Source organism: Ensifer sp. 1H6, assembly GCF_001976035.1.
In the GTDB taxonomy this organism is placed as follows: Bacteria; Pseudomonadota; Alphaproteobacteria; order Rhizobiales; family Rhizobiaceae; genus Ensifer; species Ensifer canadensis.
In genome coordinates this window covers 471,955-491,581 of record NZ_MOAI01000001.1, presented here as the reverse complement: position 1 = coordinate 491,581, position 19,627 = coordinate 471,955, and the positions used below count along the sequence as shown (strand labels likewise).

The window sequence follows — 19,627 nt, the reverse complement described above, 5'->3', positions numbered from 1 at the left end:
CGGCCCTCAATGTTCGTTCGTACGCTGATGAAAGCTCGTAACGGTGCGGCCGACATCTGCATCTTTAACGACGCGATTGCTGACACCAGCGCGAAAATGCTGCGATGCAGAATTGTTTCGCGACGGCACAAGTGTCTAGGCTGCATAAAAACTTGATTGAACTACAACATACTAGCAAATTACTACATTGCAGTGAAGCGCATTACTGCATTTTGCAGAATCGTACGGAATCCCGTTACGGGCGAATTTGGCGGTCGATTCCGGCCTCGGAAAGGAATTCGTCGAACGACTGGTTTCCCCCATAGCGACGCTTAAGCCGGTTGTTCCGATTTCTTTGAACGAAGATTGGACCCTCATCTCCCGCACGATCCCCGGCGGCCCGCGGATGCCTGCCGGCAAGAACGTTCGTGTCTACAGCGGGCTCCAAACGAGAAGGAGCCGTGACGCGCGTGAACGATCAGCTTAACCCCAATGCCCGATTAGAGAAGCGGTCATAGGCAATTGTCCTGAAGTTTCGCTTTTGTCTTCTCAGTCGATCACATCCCGCCGGGAGGGGGGCTTCGAAGCGGTCAATTACCGCTTGACCTGCCGACGTTACGGACGGAGTCTTTGGCGTTGAGACAGCAGTCGCTGGGGGATCCAATGATGCGTAGAGTCATGTTGGAACTGCTTGCATTCATGGCAGCGGCAATTCCGAGCTTTGCCCAGCAGGCCCAGAAGCCGAACGTTGTCTTCATTCTCGCTGACAACATGGGGTACGGCGACCTCGGCTCCTATGGTGGTGGCGAGCTACGTGGCGCGCCGACGCCGCGCCTCGACCAACTGGCCAGCGAGGGATTGCGGCTCACTCAGTTTCTGGTCGAGCCGGCCTGCACGCCGTCGCGAGCCGCGCTGATGACGGGGCAGTATTCGATCCGCAACGGCCTGTCGCTGATAGCCATTGAGGGCTCGCCCTTCACGCTCCCCGACAAGGCGTTCACGATGGGTCAGCTATTCAAGGACGCCGACTATGCCACGGCAATCTTCGGGAAGTGGCACCTAGGCGCTGAGCCGAAGAGCCTTCCGACGGCACACGGGTTCGATGAGTTCTACGGCATTCCGCCGGACATTTCCTGGGACTCGGCGACATACGTCAGCACAATCGAGCTGACGCACTCGATCCCTGCGCCGCCCGGCGAACTCCTGGCGAAAGGTCCGCAGATCGTCGAGGCAACGGCTGGTGGACCACTGCGGACCGTGAAGCCGTTCACGACGGAGGTGCGTGCCGAGATCGACACCGAGCTCGTCGACAAGTCGATCGACTTCATGCGGCGGCAGAAAGAAGCCGGACGGCCATTCTTCCTCTACCTGCCCTTCTCTATGGGGCATGTGCCGAACCTGCCCTCGGCGGAGTTCAAAGGAAAGTCGCGGATCGGTAACTACGGCGACAAGCTAATGGAGGGCGACCATCACGTTGGGCAGATTCTCGACACGCTCAAGGAACTCGGCATCGAGGACAACACTGTCGTGGTCTTTGCCTCCGACAATGGACCGTATGGCGAGACCGCGCGGGAGTTCGGCAACGGTGGCACGCCCGATATGGGCAATTCAGGCCCATTCCGCGGCGAGCTGGGTGAGGTGACCGAAGGATCGATCCGCACGGCAGCGATCGTCCGCTGGCCTGGCAAGATCAAACCGGACACCACCTCATACGCGATGTTCTCGATCATGGACTTCCTGCCCACCTTCGCCCACATCGTTGGCGGCAACCTACCGACCGACCAGGCGATCGACGGCATCGATCAATATGACGTGTTGGTGGGCGAGAGTGAGATGGGACACCGCGACAGTTTGCTCAGTTTCATTGGCGGCGATCTTGTCGCAGCGCGCTGGAAGCAGTGGCGCATCTACTTCACCGACGTGCATCCAACCGGTAGCGGGACACAGCGCCAACCCGGCATCTTCTCTACCAGCGCCCCGCTCGCTGGCTACCCTCTCGTTTACAACGTGGAAATGGACCCGCACGAGGATCTCGTGGTCGGTGGCCTTTTCGGTTGGACATCGGGACCCGCGCTCAAGGTCGTCGAGGAGTACTTGGCATCGGTCAAGAAGTTTCCGAATCCGCCTGCGCCCAACATCACGGAGTTCCGAGCACATGACTAAGCGGAGCGCGCTGGATGAAGCCTTGGAGATGAGCTCTCACCCAAGAGCGCTTGCGTTGATCTATGTGAGCGGCACAAGCGAGGTTACGGCCTTCGCGGCGATCAGGCATAGCAGTGAATGGACCACAGCGTGGCGCAGCGCCGGAGCATTCTCCGGCCACAGATAGGGCAATAAATCTCTAACAATCTGATGGGGTTGTTACTCGTCATTATTTCAATGAAATTTAGGTGAAAGTCTGGCGGGGCGCACTCAGACCGCGTCGGGGGCATTCTATCGGCGTCTGTCAGCACGCGTCGGCAAGGCCGAGGCAGTCACTGCCACGGCCCGGACTTGGCTCCATGTTGCCGGCTCCCGGTCGTCTCAGTCGGGTGGAGAGTTCGCGTTACAGCCCTTGTTCTGAACGCCCGGAAGCGTGAGGAGCGTATACTTGGCCAGTATGACCCGAGCATCCCAATTGAGGCCGACAGTGGAACGGCCGCTTCCTAGAAGGTAGCGCTGAAAGCCGACCGTTGTTTTCAGGCATATCGAGGCGGACCCGTAGGAGGAGTATAATGTCGCGGGTACTCGGGCCGCTAGTGAAGGCGGTGCAGACATACAAGGCGACCCTGTTGCAAGCACCTAACCGGCCTGCCGCAAACATGACACGGTTTTGAAGCGACTACCTCACTTGCGTATCGAGAACCGTTCGCGCAACGGACGCCGTGCGCCCGTTTTTCAATGCAGGCTCAGGAGGCGAGCGCGGCCCGCGAGCGGCCGCGCAACGCTGAGTGACAGGAATGAGGGAGTTCCGATTTGGAAGCTAGGCTACGACCGCCTGCGCCGCGACCCGCTTCATTTGGCCTTGGCGAGCGCCGAAAGTGGCAGGTTCACGGTGAGGAACATGCCCTGGCCTTTCATCCGGTTCTCGGTGTCGAACTCGAAGTAGACGCGCAGATTGGTATAGATTGGCACCCCGTGGGCCGTGAAGTTGTAGCCGACCTGCGGCCCAACCGCGAGCGTGCGTGACTTGAAATCTCCCAAGATAGGCGGCTGACCTCGGTCCGGGGTCAATTGCTGGTAAGCGTAACCCGCCACGCCGACGAAGAACTGCTCGCTCAGGAACTTCGCCACTGCCCAATCGAAGTGCGCATCGATGCCGCTTGTGTAGTCCGTGGACGTGTTCTCGAAGTTGTAGGTAAAGCCCAGCGTTCCCGAGAACTCCCAGCCCGTGTCCTGGTTGAGGTAGGTGTATGCGCCGCCGACATCGATCGCGGCATGGCCAATGCCGATATTGGCCAGCCGGGAGGAACTGTAGGAGCCAACCGGAATGTCGCCGGTGACGTAGGCCATCCAGTTATGCACGCCGCCGGGGTTCCAGAAGAGCTGGGCGGTCGGATAAAGGTCTCCGAACCCCGTTATGCTGTCCGACCGGTCAATGTCGAAACCCCCCAACTGGCCCTCGGCGGATGCTTCAGAATATGCAGGCAGGAAGGCGATGGAGAAGTTGGGTTGGGCTTCTAGGATCTTGATGTCGGGCGCGTAGCTCGGCACGATGAACTGCCCCACGAACTGGCCGTCCAGTCCGAGGGTGAGATCGTCGCCGCGCGGAAGCACCGTGCCGGCCCCGGCCCTTCCGGAGTAAGCATATGTGACCAAGGGGAGTGAAAACCCTGGCGTTGGCGCAATCGCCGCAAAACTGCCGTACTGCCCTGGGAGCCAGAAACTCACGCCACTTTCGTCCGCGCAAGCTGGGGACGCTGAAAAACCGATCGTACCGAGAAGTATAACGTTGACAGCCAGTCGCCCGACTGGGTGCTTGCAACGGGGTACTAACGACAGCATCATCCCACCTCGTCCGCCGCCGAACAGTCGGCACCTTGAAGCACCTTCAGGTTACACTGTCGTCCGTTCAATCAAGGCCGACAAGTGCGCAACGGCAACAGACTACGAGAAAAGCCCCGGACTCCTGCAGAAGCCAGCAACGCCGCTTGGTATGGAAAGCAACGAACAACCATTGGCGGACCAGATTTGCGTGTCGCCGAAGGACCAGTTCACGATGATGCTTGATAAGAGTACGCGATGGGTCGAGAGCCATACCTGAGCCCGCTCGAGGCGCACAGTGGGTGACGGTCTCATTCTGTGCTTCCGAGGTCGCACAGTGTATCGCGGGGAACGTGTTCAATCCGGCTCCCGTCAGCCTGCCTGAAGCAGCGCTATTCTCGGATTCGAAATTGCGTTCTGCTATTCGTCTGATGTTCCCCGGTCATCTCGATCGATGCTCGCAAGAAGGGTCCGTCGTGCCTCCTTGAGATGTGCCATGCAGGTGGGCACGATAAGCTCCTCGTCTCTTGAAAGAATCGCGTCGATATAGGCTAGATGCTGATGTATCGCTGCCTCATTCCGGCTTCTCTCGTCCTTCTTGTTCCATTGATAATGGTAAAAAAAGATCAGCGAGATCACGTGATAGAAGTCTGTCACAAAACGGTTGCTGGAAGCGTTGTTGATCAATCGGTGTAGTCGTTCGTCGAGGAGGGAGAACAGGTGATAGTCCTCCTCTATAGTTGCTAGAAGCTCTTCGTGCTCTCGGCGCAGGCACCGAAGCTCATTCCAGCACGCATCGTTCGGATCAAGTTGTGCAAAACGCAGGACAGACCTCAGCTCGAAAATTTCTCTGATATCCGAAAGCTCATGCGCGAATTCTAGTGTCATTCCGCGAAAGACCCATTTGCCACCGGGATGGCGTTCCATCAGGCCGAAATGCCTGAAGCTCTGCAGGAATTCGCGGATCGTCGTGGTCGAAACGCCGAACTGGCGGGCGAGCTGCGACGCGTTGATTGTTTGGCCCGGCCCACTGTCCGACTGTAGGGTCCATGTGAGGAAGGAGCGCTCCACCATCGCCGTGGGCGCAGTGGCTTCGGCCTCCGGATAATGCTCCGATGGATGAGATTTTCGAAGGATGATCCTGTCAGCGGATAAAATTCCGCTCTCGATTGCCGCCGAAATACATTTGCGGACCGTCGTTCTGCTGGTGCCGAGGCTGCGCCCGATCTCCCGTTCCGATCCCAGCCCTTGACCGATTTCGATTGCCTGAAGGTGTCGAAGGAATTCGTTGAACTGACGTTTGAACAAAGTTTGTGAGCGCATGTATCCGTCGACATGGTGGTTTTTTAAACAAAAAATACCGCTTTTGCCCATCCAAGACAAGCGTATAGGTTCTCCGTAGCAGCTAGGGAGGATGGCTTGCGATGAGATTTACACAAACGCACGTCCGTTGGCGCCCCGCGAAAAGGGGCGACACATGAGCTACGATTTTCAGTTTGATGGACTAATTCCGTACTGGAACCAATTCGCTGAAGGCGTTTGGCTGACGATCCAGCTATCCGTCGCGGCAACGATTGCCGGGTTCGTCCTGGGCACGCTCTGTGCGATTGCCAGGGCCGGCGGCTCCCCTTCGCTCAAGGCCATCGTCGGTTGCTATGTAGACGTCATTCGCAATACGCCCCTGCTCGTCCAATTGTTCATCATATATTTTGGTATTGCCACGCTCGGCCTGCGCATTCCGGCCAATGTCGCTGCGATCATCGCGCTCGTCGTCAATATCGGCGCCTATGTTTGCGAGATCATACGCGCCGGTATCGAGGCTGTTCCGAAAACGCAGATAGAAGCTGCCGAATGTCTCGGGCTGTCACCCGCCCAGACCTACTGGCATGTCATTCTGCAGCCTGCCGTCGAAAGGGTCTATCCGGCGCTGGTCAGCCAGTTCGTGCTGCTGATGCTCGCCTCTTCGATCACCTCGCAAATCTCGGCCGAAGAGCTGACAGCGGCTGCAAATCGAATCCAGTCCGACACCTTCCTGTCCTTCGAAACCTATATCGTCGTCGGTGCTCTCTACTTGGCGCTCTCATTCCTGATGCGTTGGGTGCTCCTTGGGATCGGGTTCGTGGTTTTCAAGCGCCAGCGCAAGCTCGGCACTGCCTTGTGAGGAGGAGACCATGCCCACTTTCGGTCTGACACAATTCGTATTCCTGCTTGAGGCTGCCGTCTGGACGATCGCCCTTTCCGCGCTTGGTTGTATTGGCGGTGGCGTCATCGGCTTCATCGTCGCATTGGGCCGGATTTCGCCCAATCGGCCCGTCCGCTGGATTGCCACGCTCTTCGTGCAGTTCATTCAGGGAACGCCACTGCTTGTGCTGCTCTTCATCGTCTACTTTGGATTGAGCATCGCAGGTTTCAACAATCTGCCGGCAATGATTGCTGCCGGCGTGGCGATCACGCTCTATACCTCAGCCTTCCTCGCCGAGATCTGGCGCGGATCGATCCAGTCGATCGCAAAGACCCAATGGGAAGCCGCAGAATGTCTCGGTCTGTCTCGTTGGCAGAGGATGACTCGCGTTATCCTTCCCCAGTCGCTGCGTATCGCAACACCCCCAACTGTCGGCTTCCTGGTGCAGGTGGTGAAGAACACGTCGCTCGCGTCGGCAATCGGTTTCGTCGAGCTCTCGCAGGCCGGCAAACTGATCAACAATTCCACCTTCCAGCCTTTCAGCATCTTCATGGTGGTCGCCGCAATCTACTTCGTCATCTGCTTCCCGCTCACGCTCGCCAGTCGGAAGCTGGAAAGGAAACTCAATGTCTCCAATCGTTAAGCTATCCAATGTCCGAAAGAGCTTTGGCGCGTTGCAGGTTCTGAACGGCGTCTCCTTCTCGGTCGAACCTGGCGAAGTGGTGGCTATCATCGGCCAGTCGGGTTCGGGCAAGTCCACGGCCCTCCGCTGCATCGATGCGCTGGAGACCATCCAGGGCGGGGAGATCGAGGTCTGCGGCCATAAGATCCACGCACCGGATCTCGACAAGCGCGCTCTGCGTCGCGACGTGGGTATCGTTTTCCAGAGCTACAACCTGTTTCCACATTTGACCGTCCTGGAGAATGCGTCCCTGGCGCTGACCTGCGTCAAAAAGGTGAGCAAAGCTGAGGCGCGGGATATCTCCCTTGACTGTCTCCGACGGGTGGGCCTTGCCGAGAAAGCAGAGTTCTATCCGGAACAGCTGTCCGGTGGCCAACAGCAGCGTGCCGCAATCGCCAGATCGCTGGCGATGCAGCCACAGGTCATGCTCTTCGACGAGGTAACATCTGCGCTTGATCCGCAGCTGACCGGCGAGGTTCTGAAGGTCATCGAAAATCTCGCTCGGGGCGGCATGACCATGATCCTCGTCACGCACGAGATGGCCTTCGCCCGAAAATTGGCGAGCACCGTCCTTTACATGCATCTCGGCAAGGTCTGGGAGCACGGCCCCGCTGCCTTGCTCGACGCCCCGCATACCGAGGAACTGCGCAGCTTCGTCGGCAACGGGCTCTAAGGACCCACGGCTGACGCGACCCCAATACGACCAAATCGGAGGAGAACCCATGAAACGTCGTCACATACTTACCATCACCGCACTCGCGGTACTGGGTACTTTCGCGGGCCAGGCGCAGGCTGATACGCTTGCCGACATTGAAGCGCGCAAGAAGGTGCTCATAGCCCTCGACCTCGGTTCGCCGCCGTTCGGCATGATCGACGCGAACATGCAGCCCTACGGTGCTGATGTCGAAGTCGCCAAGCTGCTTGCCGAACAGCTCGGGCAGCCGTTGGAAATCGTGCAGGTCACCAGCCCCAACCGCATCCCGTACCTGCAAACCAGCAAAGCGGACGCGGTCATAGCATCGCTCAGCATCACCGATGAGCGCAAGAAGGTGATCGACTACTCCAAGGCATACGGGGTGATCCAATCTGTCATCGCGGCGCCGGCAGGCCAGAACATCAAGAGCATGGCAGATCTGAAGGACAAGCGCATCGGCACCACCCGCGGCAGCGTCAATGACAAGGAAGTCACGAAGGTCAGCGACGGCGCGGAGATCGTTCGCTATGACGATGACGCTACGCTCGTCACAGCTCTCGTGAGTGGCCAGGTCGACGTGATGGCGACGTCACCGCAGATCATGAAGGCTGCGATCGAGCGCAATCCTGCCCCGCAGTTCGAGGTGAAGCTGGTTCTCAAGGTCTTCCCCTATGCCATCGGCATTCGCAAGGGCGAAGACGCGCTGAAGCAGCGCCTCGACAAGTTCGTCGATGAGAACCTCGCGAACGGCAAACTCAACGAGATCTACAAGAAATACAACGGTGTCGACCTGCCGGCCGACATCGCCAACCTGAATTGACCCATGCCGGCGAACCGGGCGCTTGCGTCCGGTTCGCTTGACCAATCCGGAAAGGTGTCTCTACGTGAAAGCCCTGTTGATCGAAAGTGAAGGCGTCAGCCGCTTTACCGATGTTGCGCCACAGCCCCTCGGTAAAGGAGACGTACGTGTCGCCGTTCGCCATGTCGGCATCTGCGGCAGCGATCTCAATACATTTCGTGGCCTGAACCCGCTCGTGGCTTTGCCGCGCATCCCCGGTCACGAAATCGGGGGTGAGATCGTTGAGACCGGATCTGGGGTCTCAGCGGAATATCGCCCGGGCCAACGTGTTATCGTCCTTCCCTACACGAGCTGCGGCACATGCACGTCGTGCCGAAAGGGACGAGTGAACGCCTGCCGTTACAATCGCACGCTCGGCGTTCAGCAGGACGGCGGTCTTGCAGAGGAGATCGTCCTTCCGGCTGAAAAGCTTTTGCTCAACGACACGCTCGATCCTCGCTTCCTCGCACTGGTCGAACCGCTGTCTGTCGGCTTCCATGCCGTCGCACGGGGTCGCGTTTCATCGAGTGACCGCATTGTGGTTCTCGGATGCGGCATGATCGGCATGGGTGTCGTGATCGGGGCGGTTGCGCGCGGCGCAGAAGTTATTGCAGTCGACCTCAGCCTGGAGAAGACGGCACTCGCACAGCAGTTTGGCGCGCGCCATGTGATCAATGCGGGCACGGAGGATGTTGCCGCGCGGATCGTCGAACTGACGAGCGACCAGGGCGTCGATGTTGCCTTCGAGGCAGTAGGCCTGCCGGAAACCTTCCGCCAGGCGATCGATCTGGCAGGGTTCTCGGGGCGGGTCGTCTATGTCGGCTACGCCAAGGCGCCGGTCACCTACCAGACACAGATGTTCAACCTCAAGGAGCTGGACATCATGGGCTCGCGCAACGCGACCCAATCCGACTTCCAGGTGGTGATCGACTATCTCGAGACGATAGGGGACCAGGCTGCTCCTCTGATTTCCAAGGTTGTCCCTTTCGAGGAAGCCGAAACGGCACTGCCTTACTGGGATCAGCACCGTGATGTTTTAAAGGTCATAGTTGAACGATGAATACGCACGCACTTTCCAATTCTTCCCCAGCTCTTCCCAACTGGGACCACGCATTCCGGTTGGACGGGCAACGCGCTCTGGTCACCGGCGGCGGAAGCGGACTTGGCCTTGCGATCGCACGTTGCCTTGCGGCGTCAGGCGCAGAGGTCATCCTTGCCGGGCGTCGAGCCGATCTCCTTGATGAGGCGGCCGCTTCGATAGGGCCGTTGGCGAAGGCGGCACCTCTCGATCTGCGCGACATCGGATCGATCAAGGCCTTTGCCGCCAGCCTCGAGGCAAAGCATGGCCCGATCGACATTTTGGTCAACAATGCCGGCAATACAGTGAAGAAGCCGTTCGAGGACTCCACCATAGCCGATTTCGACGAGGTGATGGATGTCCATGTCCGCGGCGCCCTCGAACTGACTAGGCAATTCCTGCCTGGGCAGATCGCAAGGGGACGTGGGTCGGTCATTTTCACGGCCTCCATGACATCTTTCATCGGTCAGCCGATGGTCATGGGCTACACAACCGCCAAGACTGCTCTCACAGGGGCTGTCCGCGGGCTTTCAGCGGAGTTCGCCGGCCGCGGAATTCGCGTCAATGCAGTCGCACCCGGTTGGATCGATACCGACCTATTTCAGAAAGCGACTGCCAGCGATCCTGCTCGTCGGGCCAAGATTATGGGCCGCATCCAGATGAATCGTCTTGGTTCGGCGGAGGAGATCGGCTGGACCTGTGCGTTCCTCGCATCCCCTGCAGCTGGATACATCACCGGCCAAACCATCATCGTCGACGGCGGCGCCGTCATAGGCTTCTAAAATTGCCAGCAAGGGAGAGCTCCCAATGAGCATCGCAGCACAAACCTCGACCGACGCAGACCTTTTTCACGTCCTGAAGACCGAGCTTTTCACCGCCGTCGTTGGCGATATTCTCGACACACTTGGTTATCGTCGTCAGTTCCTGCCCGCCGGCATCAAGCCCCTGCGGGATGATATGAAGATCGCCGGCCGCGCGATGCCTGTCCTTGAAGCCGATGTCTTTTCCGATGGAAAGGGCTCATTCGGTCCGCTGGCGGAAAAGCCGTTTGGCATCATGTTTGAAGCCCTGGACTCGCTCAAGCCCGGCGACGTTTACATCGCGACCGGGTCTTCGCTGCGCTACGCATTGTGGGGCGGCCTCATGTCGACGAGAGCCATTCACCTCAAGGCTGCAGGCGCAATTCTCAACGGATATGTTCGCGATGCGGGCGAGATCGAACTGCTCGGCTTTCCGGCCTTCTCGCGCGGGATCTACGCTCAGGACCAGGGGCCTCGCGGCAAGGTCATCGACTACAACACACCGATCGAGATCGAGGGCATTCGCATCGAGCCTGGCGACCTGATCTACGGCGATCGTGAAGGGGTGCTGGTCATCCCCAAGGCCGTGGAGAAGGAAGCGGTCAAACTTGCCCATGAAAAGGTGCACACCGAAAACAAGGTGGCCGATGCGATCCGCAACGGCATGAGCACAGTCGAAGCCTTCGCAACTTTCGGAGTCATGTGACGCCATGGGTTGCGCTGAACAGCTAACGCATATCGACGATCCGCGGCTGTTGCTTCTCGCGGAGAAGGACAACGTCTTCGTCTGTCGCGAGCATATACCGGAAGGGTCGCGGATCAGCGTCGGCGGGCAGGAATTCACGCTCGCCAAGACGGTCCAGCGTGGTCACAAAGTCGCCCGGCGCGCGATCTTGCCAGGCGAAAAAGTCTACAAATATGGCGCGCCGATCGGCTCAGCGGTCGTTGCAATCGCCCCGGGCGACCACGTTCACGTCCACAACGTCAAGAGCGACTACACGCCGAGCCACTTCTTCGACATTCAGGAGGTCTCCAAGAAATGACCTTGCAAGGCTATCTGCGACCCGACGGCCGCAAAGGCATCCGCAATATCGTGGCCATCGCCTATCTGGTCGAGTGTGCCCACCACGTCGGGCGCCAGATCATTTCCGCGTTCGATGGACAGGAGGTCCATCTGATCGGATTCCCCGGATGTTTTCCCAATGCCTATGCCCAGCGGATGATGGAGCGGCTCTGTACGCATCCCAATATCGGCGCAGTGCTATTGCTGTCGCTCGGCTGCGAGAGCTTTAACAAGTATTCGCTGTCGAAGGTAATCGAAGAGAGTGGCCGTCCGGTGAAGACGCTCACCATTCAGAACGATGGCGGCACGCGCAGTACAATCGCGGCAGGCCGCGCTTGGGTCAGTGAGCAGCTTTCGCGCCTCGCTCTGGACCGTCGGGTCGAGATGGACGTCAGCGAACTCGTCGTCGGCACTGTTTGCGGAGGATCCGACGGAACGAGCGGCATCACCGGTAATCCAGCAGCTGGCCGTGCTTTCGATGCTCTCGTGGCCGCAGGCGCGACATGCATTTTCGAAGAGACTGGTGAGTTGATCGGCTGTGAGGAAATTATGGCCGATCGGGCGATTACCCCCATGCTTGCCGACGAACTCCGCGCCGCTGTCGCGAAGGCCGCACGCTACTATGCAACGCTGGGCTATGGCAGCTTTGCGCCGGGCAATGCCGACGGAGGCCTGACGACGATCGAGGAAAAGTCGATGGGCGCTTATGCAAAGTCGGGCGCGTCACCGATCGTTGGCCTGATCAAACCGGGCGATATCCCTCCGCATGGGGGCTTGTATCTAATGGATGTGGTGCCCGACGGGGAGGTGCGCTTCGGCTTCCCCAACATTTCGGACAATGCTGAGATCGTCGAAATGATTGCCTCAGGGTGTCATGCCGTCTTCTTCATCACCGGGCGCGGCTCTGTCTCGGGATCTGCGATTTCGCCCGTGATCAAAATCTGCGCCAATCCGGATACCTATCGTCGGCTCGAAGATGACATGGACGTCGATGCGGGCCGGATTCTGGAGGGGAGGGCGAACCTTGACGATGTCGGGCAAGAAATTCTCGCACTCCTTAAGGATGTAGCAAGTGGCAAACCGACGAAGTCCGAGGGGCTAGGGCATCAGGAGTTTATCCTGACCTACAAGTCCTTCGAGCCGATCGGCCCGGCTTGTCTACCGGTCTAGTCCCGCCCATGGACTGGCAATTAAAAGCGTTTGTTGGATCTAAATTAGCCAGCCCTAATTCCCTGCGCCTATTAACACCGCCCGCCTATGCTATAATTATTTAGGGGAATTTTGCGTCCATACACGCGAAGCGGCAGGAGTGGCGAATGCTGCGCGAAAGTCGGGTCAACGGACTACGACAACCGACGAAAGCTTCGCGTCACAAGGCGCGCGCCTCCCTGTATGGTGGCGAGCGGCGGATCATCACCGCCCTCTGTTATGATCTTGTCGGGTCGACCAGGCTTCTTTCCCTGCTGGATATAGAGGATTATCAGGAACTGATCGCAGCGTTTCAGAATGCGGCGAAACAGGCGATAATCTCCCATTCCGGCGTCATGCAACTTGAGGCCGGAGATGGAGGCGTGGCGCTCTTCCCTATCGAGGTCGGTGAGAAGGATGCGGCATCGCTCGCCATTCGCGCAGGCCTCGGGATCGTCGAAGGTTGCGCGCGCGTCGGCCGGGAAGCTGGGCGCGAAGACTTGCACGTTCGCGTCGGGATTGCCACATCCATCGCCCTGATCCAGGAGACGGACGAGGGGAAGGGGCAACCGGTTACGAGTGCGGCACTGGCCATAGCCACCCGTCTGGAAGAGATCGCCGCACCAGACAGCGTTCTTGTTTCTGAGGACACGCGCAACCTGGCCGGCAGGTCGCATGCCTTCGTGTTCGAAGGCGTCAAGACGCTCAAGGGCTTTACCGTGCCGGAGAAGGTTTGGCGTGCACTTGGGCACAAGATTGAGGTCGATAGGTTCTACGCGTTCGGAAGCCTTGGCGGCCCGTTCATTGGTCGCGAAAGCGAGCTGAGCATGATCGCCGCCTGTTGGGAAAGGATTCCCGCCGAGGGGGGCGAAGTACTCCTGATCGAGGGAGACGCGGGCATCGGAAAGTCGCGCCTTCTGCGCGAAATCCGCAAGAAGACTCGCGACCGGCGATCAGGGCTGTTCTTCTTCCAGTGCCTGCCCGGAGGGTATCGCTCGACGCTGCATCCCCTGTTGAACAGCTTTATGGGCGTCATGTCAGGACAGGACGGTCAGGGGGGGCTGACGGCTTCCGCTGTGGCAGCGCTTTTTGAACGTAACGGCATACGCGACGCAGAAACGATCGAAACGTTCGCATACTTGCTGGGTGCGCTGGGACGAAATCAACGGCTTGCCGACAACGGTCCCAAAGCCATCCGGGAAAAAGCTCTGCGCGCAGTGTTTCGCGCACTCGAGGCGTTGTGCGCGAATGGGCCGGTCGTCCTGGCCATCGAAGACATTCATTGGATCGATCCGACCTCCCAGGATCTGCTGGCGGAGGCCGCGCGAGTTGCGCGCCAACTTCCGATTCTCCTGGTCGTGACCTCGCGTCTCGGTTTTGCGGCGGATTGGCTGGATGCAGCCAACCCCACGCGTCTGACGCTGCTCCCCCTTGATCGTGACGAAACACGACTGGCCATAGAAGCAAGGTGGCCGGAGCACAGGCAGGCTATGCTTCCTGAACTCTATGACATCACCGAGAGGATATCCGGCGGCGTACCGCTCTTCATCGAGGAAATCTGCCAATGGGTCTCGCAGAACGTTGCGACGGATACGATGAGCTTATCGGAAAACGTTGGACCCACCCATGTATCCGCATTCGAGGGAATACTCGATGCACGCGTCAAGCACCTGGGCCCGGCCAGAGATGTGGCGCGAGCGGGCGCTATTGCCGGCACCTGGTTTACCCTATCCCTGCTTCGCGCGCTGCTGCCGGGTTTTGGCAAGAAGTCTTTGGCCAAGGCGGCTGATACCCTGTGCGACACGGGGTTCCTGATGAGGATCAGGGCGCCAGGGCATACGACCTATGGTTTCCGGCACGTTTTGATTCAGGAAACGATCTACAACGCGCTGCTGCGAAGGCAGCGGCAGGCATTGCATCGCCGGCTGTTCGGCGCTGTTAGCCAAAACCGCCAAATGGCGCCCTGGATCGACACCGGAACACTGGCCGATCATGCGGAACGGGCCGGGTTCATGGAAAGCGCAATCGATCTGTACATTTCGGCGGGCAAGGAAAGCTCGAGCCGGTCGGCGATGGTGGAGGCGCGCAACTATCTGGAGCACGGTTTGGCACTTTGCGACCAAGTGAGCCAAGGGCATCCGGTCGAACCCCTGCAGCTATCGGCGCTGACGTCGCTCGGTCCGATTCTGACCGGCCTTCTGGGACTGAACGCGCCGCCGGCTCGCAAGCTTTATGAAGATGGGGTGGTCATAGCCCGCCGACAGCCCATGGAAGATCAATCCAAGTGGTTTCCGATCTATTGGGGCTGGTGGCTCACTGGATCGGATTTTCGCGTCATGCGAGATCGCGCACGGCAGGTGCAGGCCATGCTGGCGGAAGCCGAAGACCCGGAAATACAGCTCCAGGTCAACCACTGCATCTGGGCGATCGATTTCAATCTCGGCCATCATCGGGAAACCCAGGATGCGGTCAAGGCGGGCCTTGCCCTTTACGATGAGCAGTCGGCGAAAACCAGCCGAATGTTGTTTGGCGGCCATGACGCCAAGGTTTGCGGTCTCGGGCAACTCGCACTTTCGCTGTGGCTGACGGGACAATCGAAAGCATCAAACGCGGCTCTGACGAAGATGGTCGCTTTCGTTGATCGGATATCCCACGTGCCGAGCAAGGCGCATTCACTTGATACGGAAGCGGTGTCCGCCTTTTACCGGGACGACTATGGGCGTCTCATCGAAATTTCCGAAAGAATGGCGAACTTCGCGAAGACCCATGAGATGCAGTCGCTGTCTGGTCTGTCGCTGCTCTTCGGTGGGTGGGCTCGCGCTCATGGCGAGAGCCTCACGAGCGGGCACACGATGTTTCGCGAGGGGCTGTCGCTCTTGCAAAACCTTGGCGCCGTCGCAGATCTGCCGATTTATCTCTACATGCACGCCACTCTGCTCGGGCTTGCGGACAAATATGTGTCGGCGATCGAGGTCACGAATGACGCGATCGAAAAGGCCAGGGAAACCGGTCATGCCTATTGGCTTGCCGAGCTTTACCGACGACGCGCTGTCCTTCATGCGCGGGGCAACACCACCACGGAACCAATTGTCGCCGACCTGCGCTCGGCGGTGGAAATTGCCGAGAGCCAGGGAGCAACGGCGCTTCTGAGGCGGGCGAGGCATTCAATCCAGGAGCTTGGCGTTGTCGTTGAGCTTTGAAGCGACAGGCCGGAACACGGATCCGTCAAACCCCAGAGGGATGCTCGCAACCTTTCGCGGCCGTATCATTGCCGACCTCGGCAAACCCCTGTCACAGCTCGCAGGTCCCGAAGTGGACGATCGATGCCTGCGTGCAATTCTGCCGCTCTGTCGGCGCGCGCGCATAACCCGCCTCGGTGATCTGACCGGGCTTGACCGGATCGGGCTGCCGGTGGTGCAGACCGTTCGACCCGCCGCCCTGTCTGAAGTCACTTCGCTCGGGCGAGGTCTTGCCACGGCAAGCGCGGCAGTGGGGGCGATCATGGAATCGCTGGAGCGCTTCTACGCTGAAGCCATCCCGCCGGAGCGGGTGTTTCTCGCCACGGCCGATGAGCTCAAGATCGCTGGGGGCCTGTTTGAAAATCTTCTGGTGCCTGGCCGCCGGGGGACCTGGCGGGAAACGACGATACCGTGGATTACCGGCATCGATGTGGCGACAGGCCGGACGCAGCCGGTTCCCCTGGAACTTGTTCACACCTGCTACACGGATCCGCCGCCCGCCCATGATGGCTTGTTCATGCGTACGACCACGGGTCTTGCCTGTCACATGACCGTCGTCGGCGCGTTTCTGCATGGACTGTTCGAATGCATCGAACGCGACGCCGTCGCGCGCGCTTTCGCCACCCACGGCTTCTTTGATCGAATGCGAATTTCGCCGTTCGGGCTGGGTGACAGCGTTGATCACATACTGTCTGTCGCCGGCAAGCACGGCATATCCATTGGCCTTTGGCTCGCCCCTTCGCCGGCAAAAGTTCCAGTCGTCTGGTGCCAGACGATCGAGACGGGTCCGGGCGAGCCCATCCTTGCTCTTCCGACTGAGGGCTATGCGGCGGGGCCGAGCGTCGAGACCGCGGCGTCAAGCGCAATGCTCGAAGCCTTGTCAGCACGCGCAGGGGCGATATCGGGTGCACGCGATGATCAAACCCGGGAGCATTATAGACGAAGCACCGATTCTGTCGTTGCGAGGGCACGTCAGCTCATTCTTGGTGGCGCATTCGGGACGCCAAACCCGGCAATCGAAGCGCCCGCAATCTGCGATCTCAGATCGCTTATCGACGGAGTCACATCTGCCGGGCTGGGGCCCATATTGGCAGTGCCCGTGGGAGCGGACGCTGAAACGGGAGTTCAGTGCATAAGGGCCATCCTTCCCGGAGCCCTTCCTTTTTCGATTTTGCGGTGAGTGTTCACATGGTCGATGCGAGCGAGGAAAGTCCGATCCTGGTGTTTCTTGGTCCGACTCTTCGGTTGGCCGAGGCGGAGTCAGTTCTCGACGCCATCTACCTGCAGCCCGTCGCGCAAGGCGACATTCTGCTCGCCGCCCACGCATTCCGCCCGCGTGCGATGGTCCTGATCGACGGGCAATTCGAAGACAGGCCGGCTGTCCGACACAAGGAAATCCTCTGGGCGATGGCACAGGGGATCGTCGTGATCGGCGCTGCGAGCATGGGCGCACTCAGAGCGGCGGAACTCGACGAATTCGGAATGATCGGCGTGGGCCTGATCTACAGGTGGTATCGGCGCTGGCGGCTCGCTCCCGATGATGCCGTCGCCGTTCATTCGGGGCCGCCGGAGCTTGGCTTCCTTCCCTTGACGGACTCATTGGTAGATCTGCAGCGGACGTTCGCCAGCTTGATGCGCAGGAATTTCATAACGGCTGCCCAGCGCGATTTGCTGACAACAATCACACGAAACATGAACTTTCGAGAGCGGCAGTTGGAAGCGATCCTGCGCGCTGCGGGGTGTCGGGCGGAGAGTCTCAACGAGCTGCGGAATGTGATGGTGAGACAAAAAAGACTGGACGCGCTGCTTGCGCTGCGAAGCGCGCGAACCATCGCGGGGGAACGAAATGCGACGCGTGTAAGCATCTCGTGGGTTGCGACGAACACCTTTGTTCGAGACCTTGAGGCGGGCGGCATTGACTCAAAATTAGTAAACAATTATAAATTGAATCCTTAATTGCCGGATTTTCAATCGAGGGGGGCAATTGTGCGATGCGTCTGCTTCGGGACGATGCCCTCGACTCTGCAAATGCGCGTCTCGGCACGCGTTTCTGGATTTATCCCCAGCCGCCCTTCATTCCCGGATACGAACAGCCCGATCGTGTGTGGCTGTCGATACCGCGTGACGAAATCGGTGAGGGCCCCAGCGACCTTTCCATGTATGTCGCTGATCCGCTCTATGACAAGCGGCCCTACGGTCTAGCGGGTTTGCCGCCATTCGATGGGGCAAGGCGTGCGCCGGTGAGGCCAGGCCCGGATCGCCACTTCGACAACATCGATCCAACCTCACGACCGTTTCTCGCCGTCCACGCCTACGCCTGCGTGCGTTTCGTTCTCGACATCTGGCAGAGTTATCTGGGGCGGCCGATCCATTGGTTCTTCGATCAAACTTTTCCCAGGCTTGAAATCATTCCTTTTGCCGATTGGGACAATGCGCAGGCGGGCTATGGCTATCTGGAACTCGGCTGGTCCGATGTCGACGGCATACTTCGACCCTATGCGTTGAATTTTGACACGATCGCGCACGAAGTCGGGCACCTCATATTGCTATCGGAGACAGACGTGCCAACCGCGATATCGCCCGACGGCGACTTCTTTTCGTTCTCCGAAGCCTTTTCCGACTGTGTTTCGCTGATCTCGTTCCTGCATTTCGATTCCGCGATTGACCGGCTTCTGCGGCGAACGAGAGGCAATCTGCTGCTCGACAACGAACTGAACCGCTTTGCGGAAACCAGCCCCGAGACGCAGATCCGCCTTGCCACCAATTTCCGCCAAATGTCCGCAGTGACACGCGAAGTGCACGACCGCGCGCTGCCGTTCGTCGGCGCCATCTTCGATAGCATCGTTGCGCTTTACCATCGGGATCTGGTTGCAAACGGCTGCGCCGACAGCCGGCTTCTGGATGTCGATATCCGGGAACTGGCGCGGGACGAATTCGATACGTTTCGTCAGGCGACGGCGGACGCGTTCAGCATCAAGCCGCTGTATTTCAAGCTGGCACTGACCGCTGCACGCGACGCGGTGGGCGCGGCGCTTGCTACCGCATTGAGAACGCTTGATCCGAACACACTGCGCCTTGACCAAGCGGCAAACGCCGTCATTGCCGCGGCGGGTGGAGCGGCGGCCGAACTGCTGGAAGAGAATTTTGCGTGGCGTGAAATCATCGGTTCAAGATGAGCCATAGGAGGGAAAGATGAGTGGTTGTTATGTTAATCCTGTTGTTGGAAATGCAAAAGATCTAGAAAGTCTAAAAGATGTAATTGAATATGAGGCTTATCGTCCAGGAGATATTAGACTATATGGGCGGCCGGCGAAATTTTATGATAAACAAAATAAAGATGAAAATATTAATGAAATGATATCTGGGATTGATGGTAAGATCAGAAGTATTGGAGACGCTAGCATAATTGATGATATTGGAAGGTTAATTGATTATATATTGAAGAGCTCCGGAGTTGTCGGCAATGGAGTAACAATAGCGGTATTTGATGGAAAGTCTTATAGTTTCCTTCCTGTTAGTTTGGGTGGTAAAGTGGATTATATAAAAAGCATCGGTGTGATTTATGGTTATGCGTATGAGGGGCATTGCTACAAGTTGCCAAAACCGCAGATCATGTGTCTATCTAAAAGACCGTCGAAAATCGCCAAAGGCGATTGCGGCTGCGATTGTGGATTTGACTCGGCATTCGGTTACGCCGTTTGGTCGATCGATAAGCTCGATCGTGCCATATCTCTCGATGTTCGCGCCGGCGATCTCAAGACGCTGGTGCTGGACGAAAACATGCCGGGCAACCGCTCGCCGCTCGCCTATGCGCAGACGATGGCGTTGGCTCCACAACGGCAACGGGACTAATAATTGGCGACAGAGCCCCTACAAGGATGGAGACACCACTTTGTATGTGTGCGGCTCGACGCCGCTGCA

Annotated in this window: 17 protein-coding genes; 15 read left to right on the top strand and 2 right to left on the bottom strand. The window is 58.6% G+C overall.

Annotated features, from left to right (window positions below):
* Positions 1–642: 642 nt before the first annotated feature.
* On the top strand, positions 643–2,142 hold the full coding sequence (locus BKP54_RS02160; RefSeq protein ID WP_084814143.1) for an arylsulfatase: 1,500 nt from the start codon (positions 643–645) through the stop codon (positions 2,140–2,142).
* Positions 2,143–2,973: 831 nt separating this feature from the next.
* Here the strand turns inward: BKP54_RS02160 and BKP54_RS02155 are convergent.
* The gene (locus tag BKP54_RS02155) at positions 2,974–3,849 is read right to left on the bottom strand and encodes a transporter (RefSeq protein ID WP_245317770.1); all 876 of its coding nucleotides are present in this window, start codon (positions 3,847–3,849) and stop codon (positions 2,974–2,976) included.
* A gap of 513 nt (positions 3,850–4,362) precedes the next feature.
* Positions 4,363–5,316 carry a GntR family transcriptional regulator gene (locus BKP54_RS02150; protein WP_245317781.1) on the bottom strand — a complete coding sequence of 318 codons (954 nt, stop codon included), beginning with the start codon at positions 5,314–5,316 and terminating at the stop codon, positions 4,363–4,365.
* 103 nt (positions 5,317–5,419) lie between these two features.
* Here BKP54_RS02150 and BKP54_RS02145 point away from each other — a divergent pair, with 103 nt between their 5' ends.
* From BKP54_RS02145 to BKP54_RS02080, 14 genes are all read left to right on the top strand, one after another.
* The gene (locus tag BKP54_RS02145; RefSeq protein ID WP_084814141.1) at positions 5,420–6,103 is read left to right on the top strand and encodes an amino acid ABC transporter permease; all 684 of its coding nucleotides are present in this window, start codon (positions 5,420–5,422) and stop codon (positions 6,101–6,103) included.
* Positions 6,104–6,113: 10 nt separating this feature from the next.
* Positions 6,114–6,767: an amino acid ABC transporter permease gene (locus BKP54_RS02140; protein ID WP_084814140.1), complete on the top strand. Its 654-nt coding sequence runs from the start codon at positions 6,114–6,116 to the stop codon at positions 6,765–6,767.
* Complete coding sequence (locus tag BKP54_RS02135; RefSeq protein WP_084814139.1) at positions 6,751–7,479, top strand: amino acid ABC transporter ATP-binding protein; 729 nt, start codon at positions 6,751–6,753, stop codon at positions 7,477–7,479. The genes BKP54_RS02140 and BKP54_RS02135 overlap by 17 nt, the downstream gene beginning before the upstream one ends.
* Before the next feature lie 49 nt (positions 7,480–7,528).
* On the top strand, positions 7,529–8,320 hold the full coding sequence (locus BKP54_RS02130; RefSeq protein WP_084814138.1) for a transporter substrate-binding domain-containing protein: 792 nt from the start codon (positions 7,529–7,531) through the stop codon (positions 8,318–8,320).
* Between the two features lie 64 nt (positions 8,321–8,384).
* Positions 8,385–9,398: a zinc-binding alcohol dehydrogenase family protein gene (locus tag BKP54_RS02125; RefSeq protein ID WP_084814137.1), complete on the top strand. Its 1,014-nt coding sequence runs from the start codon at positions 8,385–8,387 to the stop codon at positions 9,396–9,398.
* Entirely contained in the window at positions 9,395–10,198 is an 804-nt protein-coding gene (locus BKP54_RS02120) for an SDR family oxidoreductase (RefSeq protein WP_084814136.1), read from the top strand. The genes BKP54_RS02125 and BKP54_RS02120 overlap by 4 nt, the downstream gene beginning before the upstream one ends.
* A 25-nt stretch (positions 10,199–10,223) precedes the next feature.
* Positions 10,224–10,922, top strand: coding sequence for an RraA family protein (locus BKP54_RS02115; RefSeq protein WP_084814135.1), 699 nt, complete (start codon positions 10,224–10,226; stop codon positions 10,920–10,922).
* A 4-nt stretch (positions 10,923–10,926) separates the two neighbouring features.
* A complete protein-coding gene (locus tag BKP54_RS02110) occupies positions 10,927–11,259 on the top strand; it encodes a UxaA family hydrolase (protein WP_084814134.1) in 333 nt (110 codons plus the stop codon).
* The gene (locus BKP54_RS02105) at positions 11,256–12,449 is read left to right on the top strand and encodes a UxaA family hydrolase (RefSeq protein ID WP_084814133.1); all 1,194 of its coding nucleotides are present in this window, start codon (positions 11,256–11,258) and stop codon (positions 12,447–12,449) included. The genes BKP54_RS02110 and BKP54_RS02105 overlap by 4 nt, the downstream gene beginning before the upstream one ends.
* Before the next feature lie 146 nt (positions 12,450–12,595).
* Positions 12,596–15,667: an AAA family ATPase gene (locus BKP54_RS02100; protein WP_084814132.1), complete on the top strand. Its 3,072-nt coding sequence runs from the start codon at positions 12,596–12,598 to the stop codon at positions 15,665–15,667.
* Between the two features lie 40 nt (positions 15,668–15,707).
* On the top strand, positions 15,708–16,886 hold the full coding sequence (locus BKP54_RS02095) for a YcaO-like family protein (RefSeq protein WP_084814131.1): 1,179 nt from the start codon (positions 15,708–15,710) through the stop codon (positions 16,884–16,886).
* Between the two features lie 8 nt (positions 16,887–16,894).
* Positions 16,895–17,662, top strand: a complete 768-nt coding sequence (locus tag BKP54_RS02090) for a TfuA-like protein (RefSeq protein WP_084814130.1) — start codon at positions 16,895–16,897, stop codon at positions 17,660–17,662.
* A 35-nt stretch (positions 17,663–17,697) separates the two neighbouring features.
* On the top strand, positions 17,698–18,882 hold the full coding sequence (locus BKP54_RS02085; protein WP_025430510.1) for a hypothetical protein: 1,185 nt from the start codon (positions 17,698–17,700) through the stop codon (positions 18,880–18,882).
* Positions 18,883–18,898: 16 nt separating this feature from the next.
* On the top strand, positions 18,899–19,558 hold the full coding sequence (locus tag BKP54_RS02080) for a hypothetical protein (RefSeq protein WP_084814129.1): 660 nt from the start codon (positions 18,899–18,901) through the stop codon (positions 19,556–19,558).
* The last annotated feature ends 69 nt before the right edge of the window (positions 19,559–19,627 follow it).

Coding starts and splice junctions, on each gene's coding strand:
- BKP54_RS02095 (WP_084814131.1), top strand. CDS start 15,708: ATGCTCGCAACCTTTCGCGGCCGTATCATTGCCGACCTCGGCAAACCC.
- BKP54_RS02100 (WP_084814132.1), top strand. CDS start 12,596: ATGCTGCGCGAAAGTCGGGTCAACGGACTACGACAACCGACGAAAGCT.
- BKP54_RS02105 (WP_084814133.1), top strand. CDS start 11,256: ATGACCTTGCAAGGCTATCTGCGACCCGACGGCCGCAAAGGCATCCGC.
- BKP54_RS02135 (WP_084814139.1), top strand. CDS start 6,751: ATGTCTCCAATCGTTAAGCTATCCAATGTCCGAAAGAGCTTTGGCGCG.
- BKP54_RS02090 (WP_084814130.1), top strand. CDS start 16,895: ATGGTCGATGCGAGCGAGGAAAGTCCGATCCTGGTGTTTCTTGGTCCG.
- BKP54_RS02120 (WP_084814136.1), top strand. CDS start 9,395: ATGAATACGCACGCACTTTCCAATTCTTCCCCAGCTCTTCCCAACTGG.
- BKP54_RS02145 (WP_084814141.1), top strand. CDS start 5,420: ATGAGCTACGATTTTCAGTTTGATGGACTAATTCCGTACTGGAACCAA.
- BKP54_RS02150 (WP_245317781.1), bottom strand. CDS start 5,316: ATGGGCAAAAGCGGTATTTTTTGTTTAAAAAACCACCATGTCGACGGA.
- BKP54_RS02140 (WP_084814140.1), top strand. CDS start 6,114: ATGCCCACTTTCGGTCTGACACAATTCGTATTCCTGCTTGAGGCTGCC.
- BKP54_RS02160 (WP_084814143.1), top strand. CDS start 643: ATGATGCGTAGAGTCATGTTGGAACTGCTTGCATTCATGGCAGCGGCA.
- BKP54_RS02110 (WP_084814134.1), top strand. CDS start 10,927: ATGGGTTGCGCTGAACAGCTAACGCATATCGACGATCCGCGGCTGTTG.
- BKP54_RS02130 (WP_084814138.1), top strand. CDS start 7,529: ATGAAACGTCGTCACATACTTACCATCACCGCACTCGCGGTACTGGGT.
- BKP54_RS02085 (WP_025430510.1), top strand. CDS start 17,698: ATGCGTCTGCTTCGGGACGATGCCCTCGACTCTGCAAATGCGCGTCTC.
- BKP54_RS02080 (WP_084814129.1), top strand. CDS start 18,899: ATGAGTGGTTGTTATGTTAATCCTGTTGTTGGAAATGCAAAAGATCTA.
- BKP54_RS02115 (WP_084814135.1), top strand. CDS start 10,224: ATGAGCATCGCAGCACAAACCTCGACCGACGCAGACCTTTTTCACGTC.